This is a genomic window from Thalassospira marina, from assembly GCF_002844375.1.
Classification (GTDB): Bacteria; Pseudomonadota; Alphaproteobacteria; order Rhodospirillales; family Thalassospiraceae; genus Thalassospira; species Thalassospira marina.
In genome coordinates this window covers 2,519,714-2,532,280 of sequence record NZ_CP024199.1, presented here as the reverse complement: position 1 = coordinate 2,532,280, position 12,567 = coordinate 2,519,714, and the positions used below count along the sequence as shown (strand labels likewise).

The following is a 12,567-nucleotide window of genomic DNA, read 5'->3' as shown; positions in this document are numbered from 1 at the left end:
CCTTTCGTGATTCAAATACCAATCAAAGCCACTGTAACTTTTTTGTAATAAAAGTGTCATATTTGGTATTCAAAAGGTATTTTTTCATGCTTCTGTTTTGATGTTCTTTCGTGGACAAGGCAAAACAGGACAAGAAAATGAATATCAAAAAAACTATCAGGGTTGGCATTACGGCAGCACTTTTGGCAAGCGCGCCGGTTTCATCCCTGTGGGCAGCCGACCAAACCGATGCCGCGCGCATTCGCGAGCTGGTGGATACCGGCATGCATTATTACTGGTCCGGCGGTGACATCAAAAAGGCCGAGGCCGAGGTCTTCAAGGGCATTACCCTGCATGGGCGCTACGACGTGGTCGAGCAGGCCTTTACCCAGGCATCCGCCCTGTCACCCGAACGGCTGGATTTCCGCTATGCCATTGCATCCGCCAGGATTTTGCAGAAAAATACCGATGGTGCCATTGAAACCCTGACCGGCATCACCCGTGTCGATCCCAATGCCTTTAACGCCTATACCTGGCTGGCGGCATTGGCCCATATCCGTAATGACGCCGCCGCCTATCGCAATTATATGGATGCCATGGCCGGTATTGACCATGTCCGGGCTGATCAGTTCCGCCAGCGTTTTGCGCGTGCCGATGCCATCATGGCCGAAAGCCCGAACCAGACGGTGCCGGTTTTGCAAAACCATTCGATGGTGGTGATCCTGGGCTATGCCCTGGCCGAAGATGGCAGCATGCGCCCACCTTTGTTGCAGCGCCTGGAAGTGGGGCTGGAAGCGGCGAAAAAGAACCGGGATGCCTATGTGATGGTAACGGGTGGCCAGCCGCAATCAGGTGTGACGGAAGGTGACATGATGATGCGCTGGCTGGTGGATCATGGCATCAGCCGCGATCGCATCATCATCGAAGACAAATCAAAGGATACCGTTGGCAATATGCTGAATGTCGCCAACCTGTTGCATCGTCATACGGCTGATGACGTCATCCTGGTAACCAGCGCCAGCCACATGCGCCGCGCGCGCAGCGTTCTCGAGGATGCTCTGGGCCAGTATGATGACGATGCTGTGGTTCATCCGCTGATCGCGCTTGATTTTGACAGTATCGAAGAAGCCGCAAAAGTAAGCGACGCCGAACGCCTTGTTGTCTATCGCGATCTGTTACGTGTCGCGGGTCTTTGGGCATTTCCGGGTTTGCAACAATAAGGGTGTAGCCCTTGGCCTGCGCGATAAATTCCGCGCTGTTAGATGGTGTTTGATAGGCTTTCATGTTACCGGCTGCGTTGCCCAAAAGGCGCAGCCGGTATTTTTATGGATAGGGCTTTTGGCATAAAACGGCTTCGATTGCGTCTTCATCGGCCTCGAAGGGCAGGGTGGCGCGACCGGTAAGCGCCTGTGCCAGTTGGCCCCGGTATTTTTCACGCGAAATTTCAATAACGCCAAACTGTTTCAGGTGATCATTGACAAACTGTGTGTCAAGCAGGCGGTAGCCCCCCTGCCGCATCAATGCCACCAGATGAACCAGCGCGATTTTCGATGCATTGGTTGCCCGTGAAAACATGCTTTCGCCAAAAAAGGCCTGCCCCAGGCTGACACCATATAATCCGCCAACCAGTTGCCCGCCCTGCCAGGCTTCAATTGAATGGGCACAGCCCATTTCATGTAAATGGCAATAGGCATCACGTATGCCTTTATTGATCCAGGTTTCTTCGCGGTTATCGGTGGTGGCGGCACAGGCTGCGATGGTGGCAGCGAAATTTGAATCAACACGAATATCAAACTCGCCCTTTCGGACGGCCTTGCGCAGGCTGCGCGGTACGTGAAAGCCTTCCAGCGGGATAACGCCGCGCCATTCCGGATCAATCCAGTACAGGGTCGGGTCATCATGGCTTTCGGCCATGGGGAACAGCCCCACGGAATAGGCGCGGATCAAAAGCTCTGGTGTCAGTTGGTTCGACATGATGGCTGAAATAGCTGCATATCCCGATCATACTGACGGCCCGTCCCGTCAGATCCTGTCTTTCATATGTGTATCGTGACCAGCGCAACAAGATGAAAATTAATCTATTCTGTTTTACTGTGATTAGGTATAATGCAACCTATACTTAATGGGGTTCAAATTTGCGATGATGATATCGCATTGATGGATAAAACAAAATTGCATTCGGCCAGTATCAGAAAACCTGTCGTACTGGTTTTGGAATTCCGATTTGGCATTGTGTAATACGCATGTTCAGCGCATTATTCGCAAAATTCAACCGTATGTTTTCTGAGGAGGTATCATGAAACTTTTACGGTCAGTTGGTGTTGCCTTCCTTGTCTCGACGGCTTTTGTCGGCGCATACGGTCCGACAATCGCTTTCGCCCAGCAGGCGGGGCCTTCTGCTCTTAACCAGCTTCCCCCAGCTTTGCGGGCGGCTCTTGTATCGGGGAATGTAGAGTCAATTCAGTCGGCAATTCAGACCCTGAGTGGGGGTAACCCGACGCAGGCAGCAAGTCTTGCCCAGCAGGTTGTTGCAATAGCTGAGGGGGTTGCTGATGCCAATCCGCAGTTGGCCATTGCTGCGGCGCAGGCGGCGGTCAGTATTGTCAGCAACAGCCCGATCCAGACTTCCGCGCCAGCGGCTGCCAATAATGTGGCCGCAATTGCGGCTCGTATTATTGTTAACCCGAATGTGATTCGGGTTGCACCTGCACAGGTTGCGCAAGTTGCGACCCAGGCGGTTCGGGTTGCAACATCACCGCGCGTATATCAGGCTAACCCGACCGCAAGTGTGCAGGTTGCTGCCAATTCATATGCTGCGGCAAATAATTCGGCGGTCGTTGCGGTGTCGCCTGGGGCGGTACAGCAAGTAACTTCGGCTATTAGTCAGGCAAGTACCAGCCAGAATTTAAATGCTGCAAATCCGGGCAATTCCGCCCAGTTGCAGAACATATTATTGCAGAATCAGGGCGGGCAAAACAATCAAGAACAAAATGGTGAATCTGATTCTGAGATACCGGTCATACAGGGTTCAGAATTGGTTGATAATGCCTCACCGACCTAATCCCACTTGATGTAGCAATTACAGCAAAAAACCGGGGATCATTTGATCCCCGGTTTTTTATTTTACTTCTTCATATCCATGAATTTTTCAAGCCAGTGAATATCGTAGTTGCCGGCCTGAATATCAGGGTTTGAAAGCAGTCGCTGATGTAAAGGAATGGTGGTTTTGATGCCGCCAATGGCATATTCGGCCAGCGCACGGCGCAGGCGCATCATGCATTCTTCGCGGTCACGGCCATGCACGATCAGCTTGGCGATCATGCTGTCATAATAGGGCGGAATCGAATAGCCGGCATAAATGCCACTATCAACACGCACACCCAGGCCACCCGGTGCATGGTATTCCTGAATTTTACCAGGCGAGGGGACAAAGGTTTGCGGGTCTTCGGCATTGATACGGCATTCAATGGCATGGCCATTGATTTCGATATCGTCCTGGGTAAATGACAGTTCCATACCAGCGGCAACGCGGATCTGTTCGCGCACCAGATCAACACCGGAAATGGCTTCGGTTACTGGATGTTCCACCTGCAGGCGGGTGTTCATTTCGATGAAATAGAACTCGCCATTTTCATAAAGAAATTCGATGGTGCCAGCATTGCGATAGCCCATGCCGCGCATGGCGTTAGCCACGATCGACCCGATACGGGCACGTTCTTCGGCAGGCAGCATTGGCGCTGGTGCTTCTTCCAGAACCTTTTGATGGCGACGCTGCAGCGAACAGTCACGCTCGAACAGGTGCACGGCGTTGCCATGTGAATCGCCAATAACCTGCAATTCGATATGGCGCGGCTTGCCCAGATATTTTTCCATATAAACGGCAGCATTGCCAAAGTTCTGCAATGCTTCCTTACGGGTCATGGAAAAGGCTTCGGCAAGGTCTTCGTCGCGTTCAACGACCTTCATGCCGCGACCGCCGCCACCACCCGATGCCTTGATCAGAACCGGATAGCCGATTTCGGCAGCACATTTTTTGGCGGCTTCAACGGTGGTGATTTCACCATCGGAACCCGGCACAACAGGAATGCCAAGCTTTTCGGCGGTCTGTTTTGCCGTGATCTTGTCACCCATGGTCCGGATATGTTCCGGGCTGGGGCCGATAAAGGCAAAGCCGTGTTCTTCGACCATGGCGGCGAAATCGGCATTTTCCGAAAGGAAGCCATATCCGGGATGGATGGCTTCGGCACCGGTGATTTCAGCTGCTGACAGAATGGCCGGAATATTCAGATAGCTGTCACGCGATGCTGCCGGGCCGATACAAACCGCTTCGTCTGCCAGGCGAACATGCATGGCATTGGCATCGGCGGTGGAATGCACCGCAACGGTTTTGATGCCCATTTCGCGGCAGGCGCGCTGGATACGCAGCGCGATCTCGCCTCGGTTGGCAATCAGGATTTTTTCGAACATTGCGGTTATAACCCCGGCTTATTCAATGATGACCAGCGGCTCGTCATATTCGACGGGGTTGCCGTCGGTCGCAATAATCTGGCTGATTTTACCGGCCTTCGGCGCGCGGATCGGATTGAAGGTTTTCATCGCTTCGATCAGCATCAGGGTCTGGCCTTCGGCAACGGTACTGCCAGCGGTAATGAACGGTGCGGCACCGGGTTCCGGTGCGAAATAGACAACACCAACCATCGGTGATTTGACACAACCCGGATGCGATGCAACGTCACCGCCAGATGCGGCGGCTGCCGGTGCAGCGGCGGCTGCAACCGGCGCTGCTGCAAGCGGGGCCGGTGCGGCGGCATAGGTTGCACCCTGGCGGGCAACGCGGATTTTGTTGTCGCCAGCGGCAACTTCAATTTCCGTAAGGTTGGTTTCGTCCAGCAGTTCTGCAAGCTGGCGAATGGCGTCGTTATCGATGTTGAACTTGCTCATTTCGACTATCTTTTATGATGATGGAGCGATAAGGGGTTTCAACGCGTCAAGGGCCAGAATGTAACCCTGGGCACCAAAACCGCAGATCATGCCTTTTGCGGCCTTCGATACATAGGAATGGTGCCTGAAAGTGTCGCGCTGATGGATATTCGACAGATGTACCTCGATGATCGGCAGGTCGGATGCCAGCAAGGCATCAAGAATTGCGACCGATGTATGTGTATAGGCCGCAGCATTCAAAATGATGCCGCATCCCTTTACACGGGCTTCCTGTATCCAGTCAACCAGGACGCCTTCGTGATTGCTTTGATGAAAGGCAATTTCCAGACCAAGCGTCGCTGCATGGTTGTCACACAGTGACTTTATGTCCTCAAGGGTGGTCGCACCGTATATTTCGGGCTGACGCTGTCCAAGAAGATTAAGATTTGGCCCATTTAAAATGTAGACGGGTTTTGTCATCCGGTCTCACATACCCAACAGTTTGTGCAGCGTTTATAACACGACGAAAGTCTGACGCAACGCTGCATTCCTTACATTCTGAACAAGGAATATGCCAGCCCTGTCGTTAATTGTTCGTTGATTGCCCTATTCAACCGTCTAGGGGCGGTATTTCGCTCGATCTCGGCTTGCCTTCGCCCCCGGTGCTGACCATACTGCGCGCCAGCATGCAAGGATTAGGAAAGTAAGCAGAACAATGCGCCTTACGATCAATGGTGAAGACCGTATTATCGAAAATGCCGCAACCGTCGCCGACCTGCTCGAGCAATTGCAGATTGCCTCGACCAAGGTTGCCGTGGAGCGCAATCTGGAGATCGTACCCAAAACCGCTTATGGTGCCACAGAACTGGGCGATGGCGACCGGCTTGAAATCGTTCATTTTATCGGTGGTGGCACGGGCGAGCCGGAACTGGCGGCTGCTGCCGATGACAGCTTTGTTGTCGCCGGGCGCCGTTTCAAATCCCGTCTTCTGGTCGGGACCGGTAAATATCGCGATTTCGAGGAAACCCGCCTTGCGCTTGAGGAATCCGGTGCTGAAATCGTAACGGTCGCCGTGCGCCGCGTGAATGTAACTGATCCGAGCCAGCCGATGCTCGTTGATTATGTTGACCCCAAAAAATACACCTATCTGCCCAATACGGCCGGGTGCTTTACCGCCGATGATGCCATGCGCACATTGCGCCTTGCCCGCGAAGCCGGGGGATGGAACCTGGTGAAGCTTGAGGTGCTGGGCGATCAGAAAACCCTGTATCCGAATATGCCCGAAACCCTGAAAGCCGCCGAAATTCTGATCAAAGAGGGTTTCGATGTGATGGTTTATTGCAGCGATGATCCCATCCAGGCGAAAATTCTTGAAGATATGGGCTGCGTTGCCATCATGCCGCTGGGCTCGCTGATTGGATCAGGCATGGGGATCATTAACCCGGTCAATATCGCGCTGATCAAGGAAAACGCCAAGGTGCCGGTCCTGGTTGATGCGGGCGTTGGCACTGCATCAGAAGCTTCCTATGCGATGGAACTGGGCTGTGACGGTGTTTTGATGAATACAGCCATTGCTGGTGCCAGGGACCCGATCCGTATGGCGCGCGCCATGAAACATGCTGTTATTGCCGGGCGTGAAGCGTTCCTGGCTGGTCGTATGCCGCGCAAGCGCTATGCCGATCCGTCCTCGCCGCTGGCAGGTATTATCTGATCGGCGCAAAACCCGCTCAGGGTAAAAAGAAGGCTCCGTTTCCCGATCGAAACGGAGCCTTCTTTGTTTGATTTGAAACCGAAACCAAAAAACTGCCAGTGTTGGCAATTAACGGATCAGGAATTCTTTTCCAGGCCAGCATCCACGAGTGACTGCACCCGTTCCATATCCGCGCCCGGTACCAGCGTTCCATTGATCAGGAAGGCCGGGGTGCCATTAACGCCGATGGATTTTGCCATCGCTGCATTGCGCGCCAGTTCCTTGCGGATATCGTCGCCTTCCATATCTTTGCGCATCAGGGCGACATCAACGCCGGCACCTGCGGCAAGTTCATCAATGCGATCATTGCTGAGTTTACCACGGCTGCCCATCATGGCGCGGTGAAGTTCCAGATATTTGCCCTGTTTTTGGGCAGCGAGGGCCGCCTTGGCGGCCACCAGTGATTCCGGTGTCAGGATCGGCAGTTCCAAAAATACGGTGCGGATTTTCTGGGTGTCGTCATCGGCCATTGCCATCACATCGTCAAAGGCACGTTTGCAATAGCCGCACTGGTAATCGAAAAATTCGACAACCGTGACGGGGGCCTCGGCTGCACCAACGGACGGTGCAGTGGCATCCTTGCTGGTCAGTTCCTGCCAGACCGGTGCAATGGCTTCGTCCTGCATGCGGGTTTTTTCTGCCATTTGCCAGGTCTGAACATTTTGCAGCGCCTTTAACAGCACATCGGGATGATCCATCAGATAGTTTTCAATCATGGATTCCACCTGCTTCTGCTGCGCGTCAGACAGATTGTCGTCGCTGGCATGGGCCGGGGCCATCGCCATCATTGAAAGCGGCAGCACGATTGCAGCAAATCCTGCGGTTTTCTTTAAAATGTGCAAAGGCATTGAAATTCCTGTTGTTTACGGAATGGTGACGCGAACACCACCATCCATGTGAAAACTTTATCCTGCCTTGATACGGGGAAGCACCCCTAGCGGGAAAGTAAAATATGCGAGAGGTAGGTCACAGCCTGCGCCGGGCGGCTTTGATGGGGGCCGGTGGCAATGCCGATCCAGACCAGTTTGACGTCACGTGTATTGGCATCGGGCCAGTAATGGCGATGCAGGGTGGCAAGATCCAGATAATCGGTTTGCCAATAACCTGTTTCGTCAGGGGCGGGGTTGTTGATCAGCGGTTCTTTTGCACCGGGTGCGCCACCCACGGGAATTTGCAAAACGTAATCGACGCCAGGCAGTCCTATGCCCAGGTCATTTTCATTCCAGCTACCGGCATTCTGGTTGCGAAAACCAAGAATAAGCGTGGTGTCGCCACCCTTTGCCCCGCCGCGCAACTGCCAGTCAAACGACAGATAGGGGCTGCCAAGAATGGCAACATTGGTGCGTCGGCCAAGCTGGATATGCCGGTTTTGCGCGGGGTGGGATGAAACGCCCAGTGCAATCCTGCCGTCGATATCCTGCCAGAACAGGGTATCGCGTTGCAGGGTATCATCGCTGCGATTTGGCGACGGCTGGCCTGTCACCAGATCATCGACCGGTGATGCATAAAGCCAATACTCCGGCAGCTTTTCCGCATTTAATGGAAAGGGCGCATAAAGTAGTTTCAGCCCGCCATTGGCCTCCACCCCGGAACCGGGCAGGGTGCAGGCTGCCAGTACCAGACAAAGCGCACCGGATGCCAGGACACGGGTAAAAAGACAGTGCAGATGGGCAAGGGGGTGAAAGGCTGGTTTCGGCATATGCCTGTTTTCCGCAAAATCAAAAGCAGCAGAAAGCGGTTTGGTCCTGGGGCAGGGTGGTTTGCCGCCCCGGATATCAATGCTTTCTGGCAGGGTGAAGCCGAAGGGTGGAAGTGGTTTGAACGATTACTGCCGAGCAATCCCCCAAAGGTCACCCGGCGCGATTAATTGCTGTTTAAGCGTTAAACGCGCCGGGTGTATTGGGGTGTCAGTTCTTTTTATCCGGTTCGGTTGCGCGCAAAATATCCTGCGCGCGCTGCCAGGGGGCGGTGCCGCTGGTCAGTTGGCGGTCGGCCTGAACGGCATGATAGCGTGCAGCACTGCGATCCCCTGTCAAAAGGCTGTATTCCGACTGGGCAAGGGATGCTTCGCCAGCATTGTTCAAGCGCGATTCCGTAATCGCGCGGAAACGCCATGCCGACGCATTGTCCCGTTCCTTGGAAAGGGCCGCGAGCAGGTTTTCTTTGGCGTCGGGCAAAACATCGGGGTTATTGGATTCCAGTTCGGCATGGGCCAGCAGAATGCGAATCAGCGGTGCATCGCCATTGGATTGCTGAACCGCAGTGCGCAGCGGTTCGATGGCATCGCTGGCTTTGCCAAATTCCAGCAGGACCTGGCCCTTCAATTCGGCGAAATAGGGGTTTTCTGGTTCATCCGTGATCAGGGCATTGATGCGGTCCAGTGCCGGCTGCAATTGCGAATCGCGGTAATAGGCAATGGCACGCGCGTAACGCGCAGCCATGCTGGTATCCGATTCCGGGTATTGGCGCAGGGTTAATTGCAGGCTGTTGGTAAAGGCATACAGCTTCGCGCGCATGCGTGCATGGCGTTCATACAGAACCGGCGAGACCTTGGCATCTTTCAGCGGCGAATTGGCAACGTAATTTTCCAGAAACTCAACACGTTCCGTGGTTAACGGGTGGCTGCGCAGATACGGGTCCTGGTTGGCGGCGCTTAACAGTTCCTGGCCTTCAAGCTTTTCCATGAAGTTTTTCATGCCACGCGCCGAAATACCGGCCTGGGTCAGGAATTTAACGCCGGCCTGGTCCGCGCTGCTTTCCTGGGTACGGGAATAGGCAAGAAAGTTACGCTGGGCCAGGTTCTGCCCGCCAATAACTGCGGCAGTGCCCACATCCGCACGACCCGCTGCAACACCAGCAGCAACGCCTAACACCGTGGAAAGAATGGATATTGCCGAGGCATTTCGCAACTGGTCCTGCACGCGTGAAAGGTGGCCGCCGGCAATGTGGCCGGTTTCGTGCGCGATCACGCCCATCACCTGTTCAGGAGTATCTGCTTTCAACAGAAGCCCGGTATTGATAAAAAGTTTTTGCCCGCCGGCAACGAACGCATTGAGACTGTTATCGGAAACGATGTAAACCGATACAGCCTGTGGATCGAGACCAGCGGCCTTGAACAGGGGCGTGGCATAGAGACGAAGGGTTTCTTCGATTTCCGTGTCACGGATAAATGAACGGCCTTGGGCGAATACTGCGCTAGGCAAGGCAACAAGGAAAATGGCAGTGAGTGTTAAAATGCGTCTAAGCAAAATATGCGTTCCGTATGTTCGTTCATCCGGGCCAGACGAAAAGTCGTCGGGCCAGCCATCATGGCGGATCGCTGCCGCTTTCGCAATGACTGCTATACTTGCCGCCTGTACAACCCCAACACAAAATCTTGGCCAGATCGGGGCAGTAAAAGGTGTGCTGGGTGGTATTACGGGTGATGAACCCCTTGCAGTCCAGACCGCGCGCGATGTTTTGTCTGCCGGTGGTACGGCGGCTGATGCTGCGGTGGCCATGTATGCCACCATGACCGTAACCAAGCCTTCGGTGGCGGGGATTGGCGGTGGCGGTGTGTGTGTTGTGCATGACCGTTTGGCAAAAAAAATCGAAGTTCTTGATTTCTGGCCGCGCCCGGGCACCCAAACCAAAAGCGGGCAGGTCCATACGGCCGTTCCCGGTGTTCCCCGTGGTCTTTATGCGCTTAGCGCCCGCTATGGCCGTTTGAACTGGGGCCAGCTTCTTGCCAGTGCCGAACAGGATGCCCGTTTTGGGACCCCGCTATCGCGCTCGCTTAAAATTGATCTGGATGCATCGCGCGATAAAATCCTTTCCACCCCGTCACTGGCACAGATTTACAGCCGTGATGGCGAACTGCTTGATGTTGGTGATCGTGTTCAGCAATTGGGTCTTGGTGCCTTGTTGACGTCGCTGCGTGTTAAGGGGCCGGGTGAGTTTTATAATGGTGGCCTGGCAACGCAGCTTGTTGCTGCCGTGAACAATGCAGGTGGCACGCTGACCCTGGCGGACCTGAACAATTATAAACCGGTCTGGCGTGAAGCAACTGCGGTTAAATCGGGCAATGAAAACATCTATTTCACCAATGCGCCGCGGGCTGCCACGGGCACTGGCGACATTACCGGGGAAGGTGAACTGGTGGATGTCCTGAACCGTTATCTGGCCGATATTGATAATGCCCCGGCCAGCGCGGCAAAGGGCGGGCGCAGCGGTTTTGTTGTGGTTGACTTGGCCGCAAATGCCGTTGCCTGCGAAACCACCATGACCGAGCCGTTTGGCGTTGGTATTGGCGCCAATGCCTTTGGTCTTGACCTTGCCAGTGGTGATGTTGCGGAACCGCTGGTCGGCCCGGTATTGAAAATCAACCCGAATGTCTTTGAATTCTATTATGGCATCGCCGGGACCGATACGCCGGCAGGCGCAACCAGCCAGATCGCCCAGATGGCCGAGGAACTGGTGGGTGCGGGCAGTGCGGCAAATATTGGCCTGAACAGCAAAGGTGTTTCAACGGTGAACAAGGTGTCATGCCCTGCGGGCATTCCGCCGCATCCGGAAAGCTGCCAGTTTGTGGCGGACCCTGCCGGGGCCGGTATGGCACTGGGGCGGTAAACGCGCCGGTAATCGTTTTGCAGGCGGTTTGACCACCTGATGCAGAAAAGACCCTTTTCCTGCCTGTGTGATCTTCATACAGGCAGGTTTCGTTTTGACGGACTGGATAGAAGATGACGTTGAAAAAATCTGACCGCGGTGCGATTTCGCCTTTTATCGTGATGGATGTTTTGCGCGCGGCCAATATGCGCCAGCAAAGCGGCAAGGCGGTTTACCATCTTGAAGTCGGCCAGCCGGGCACGCCTGCACCGCGCAAGGTGCGCGAGGCAGCGGCGCGTGCGCTTGATGATGACCTGATCGGCTATACCGATGCATTGGGGGTTGAACCCCTGCGCAATGCAATTTCCGGGCATTACAAACGCAAATTCGGCGTTACGCTGGACCCGTCGCGCATTTGTGTTGCCAGCGGTTCATCATCAATCTTTGTTTTGGCATTTCTGGCGGCATTTGATGCTGGCGACCGTGTGGCGATGGCGGCACCGGGTTACCCGGCCTATCGCAATATTCTCGGCGCGCTTGGTATTGAAACGGTCACACTGATGGCCGGTCCCGAAAGCCACTATCAGCCAACGATTGCCATGCTTGAAGCGCTGGATAAACCGGTTGAAGGACTGATCCTTGCCAGCCCGTCCAACCCGGCAGGCAGCATGGTATCGCGTGAAAAATTTTCCGAACTGGTTGCCTATTGCAAAGCCAAGGGCATTCGCCTGATTTCGGATGAAATTTACCAGGGCATTTCATTTGGGGATGTTGCTGATTCAACGGCTGTCGAATTTGGCGATGATGCCTTCATCGTAAACAGCTTTTCCAAATATTTTTCCATGACGGGCTGGCGACTGGGTTGGGCTGTTGTCCCGCCTGATCTGGTGCGCCAGGTGGAATGTTTGCAACAGAACCTGTTTATTTCCGCACCTACCCTGTCGCAATTGGCCGCTGTAGCCGCCTTTGACTGCGAAGATGAATTGCAGGCCAATATCGCGGCCTATGCGCGAAATCGCGAAATCCTGTTAAACGAACTGCCCAAAGCCGGGTTTGACCAGTTTGCACCTGCTGATGGTGCGTTTTACCTCTATGCTGACGTGTCGCGCCACACTGATGATAGCGAAGCATTTTGCAAACGGATGCTGGACGAAACCGGTGTTGCCGTAACACCCGGCACCGATTTTGACCCGTTCCGCGGTAAATCCTTTGTCCGCTTTTCTTTTGCGCATAGCGAACAGACCATGCTTGGGGCCGTAAAAGCCCTGCAGGACTGGAAGATGTAACCGGTACGTCTTTCGGGATTTTTTCTGAAAAAATCTTGAAAAACA

Annotated in this window: 12 protein-coding genes; 5 read left to right on the top strand and 7 right to left on the bottom strand. The window is 54.3% G+C overall.

Annotated features, from left to right (window positions below; translation table 11 throughout):
• Positions 1-137: 137 nt before the first annotated feature.
• Positions 138-1,199, top strand: a complete 1,062-nt coding sequence (locus tag CSC3H3_RS11555) for an ElyC/SanA/YdcF family protein (RefSeq protein WP_101284906.1) — start codon at positions 138-140, stop codon at positions 1,197-1,199.
• A 103-nt stretch (positions 1,200-1,302) separates the two neighbouring features.
• Here the strand turns inward: CSC3H3_RS11555 and aat are convergent, their stop codons facing one another.
• Complete coding sequence (gene aat / locus CSC3H3_RS11550; RefSeq protein WP_101284905.1) at positions 1,303-1,953, bottom strand: leucyl/phenylalanyl-tRNA--protein transferase; 651 nt, start codon at positions 1,951-1,953, stop codon at positions 1,303-1,305.
• Between the two features lie 322 nt (positions 1,954-2,275).
• Between aat and CSC3H3_RS11545 the strand changes: the two genes are divergently transcribed.
• Positions 2,276-3,040 carry a hypothetical protein gene (locus CSC3H3_RS11545; RefSeq protein ID WP_101284904.1) on the top strand — a complete coding sequence of 255 codons (765 nt, stop codon included), beginning with the start codon at positions 2,276-2,278 and terminating at the stop codon, positions 3,038-3,040.
• 62 nt (positions 3,041-3,102) lie between these two features.
• On the opposite strand, the gene accC is transcribed toward CSC3H3_RS11545, so the two are convergent.
• The 3 genes from accC to aroQ are packed head-to-tail and all read right to left on the bottom strand — an operon-like array spanning position 3,103 to position 5,379.
• Positions 3,103-4,446 (bottom strand): acetyl-CoA carboxylase biotin carboxylase subunit, encoded by a 1,344-nt coding sequence (gene accC / locus CSC3H3_RS11540; protein ID WP_101284903.1) that lies wholly within the window; start codon positions 4,444-4,446, stop codon positions 3,103-3,105.
• An 18-nt stretch (positions 4,447-4,464) separates the two neighbouring features.
• A complete protein-coding gene (gene accB / locus CSC3H3_RS11535) occupies positions 4,465-4,920 on the bottom strand; it encodes an acetyl-CoA carboxylase biotin carboxyl carrier protein (RefSeq protein WP_101264340.1) in 456 nt (151 codons plus the stop codon).
• Positions 4,921-4,932: 12 nt separating this feature from the next.
• Positions 4,933-5,379: a type II 3-dehydroquinate dehydratase gene (gene aroQ, locus CSC3H3_RS11530; RefSeq protein ID WP_101264339.1), complete on the bottom strand. Its 447-nt coding sequence runs from the start codon at positions 5,377-5,379 to the stop codon at positions 4,933-4,935.
• Between the two features lie 235 nt (positions 5,380-5,614).
• Here aroQ and thiS point away from each other — a divergent pair, with 235 nt between their 5' ends.
• Entirely contained in the window at positions 5,615-6,610 is a 996-nt protein-coding gene (gene thiS / locus CSC3H3_RS11525) for a sulfur carrier protein ThiS (RefSeq protein ID WP_101284902.1), read from the top strand.
• Positions 6,611-6,726: 116 nt separating this feature from the next.
• Here the strand turns inward: thiS and CSC3H3_RS11520 are convergent, their stop codons facing one another.
• The 3 genes from CSC3H3_RS11520 to CSC3H3_RS11510 all read right to left on the bottom strand — a co-directional run bounded on the left by CSC3H3_RS11520 (position 6,727) and on the right by CSC3H3_RS11510 (position 9,897).
• Positions 6,727-7,497 carry a thioredoxin domain-containing protein gene (locus CSC3H3_RS11520; RefSeq protein ID WP_101284901.1) on the bottom strand — a complete coding sequence of 257 codons (771 nt, stop codon included), beginning with the start codon at positions 7,495-7,497 and terminating at the stop codon, positions 6,727-6,729.
• An 86-nt stretch (positions 7,498-7,583) separates the two neighbouring features.
• Positions 7,584-8,348, bottom strand: a complete 765-nt coding sequence (locus tag CSC3H3_RS11515; RefSeq protein WP_101284900.1) for a hypothetical protein — start codon at positions 8,346-8,348, stop codon at positions 7,584-7,586.
• A gap of 208 nt (positions 8,349-8,556) precedes the next feature.
• Entirely contained in the window at positions 8,557-9,897 is a 1,341-nt protein-coding gene (locus CSC3H3_RS11510; protein WP_101286203.1) for a M48 family metalloprotease, read from the bottom strand.
• A gap of 85 nt (positions 9,898-9,982) precedes the next feature.
• Here CSC3H3_RS11510 and CSC3H3_RS11505 point away from each other — a divergent pair, with 85 nt between their 5' ends.
• Together CSC3H3_RS11505 and CSC3H3_RS11500 are read left to right on the top strand one after the other, a co-directional pair.
• Positions 9,983-11,257, top strand: a complete 1,275-nt coding sequence (locus CSC3H3_RS11505) for a gamma-glutamyltransferase (protein WP_245881091.1) — start codon at positions 9,983-9,985, stop codon at positions 11,255-11,257.
• A 113-nt stretch (positions 11,258-11,370) separates the two neighbouring features.
• The gene (locus CSC3H3_RS11500; protein ID WP_101284898.1) at positions 11,371-12,522 is read left to right on the top strand and encodes a pyridoxal phosphate-dependent aminotransferase; all 1,152 of its coding nucleotides are present in this window, start codon (positions 11,371-11,373) and stop codon (positions 12,520-12,522) included.
• The last annotated feature ends 45 nt before the right edge of the window (positions 12,523-12,567 follow it).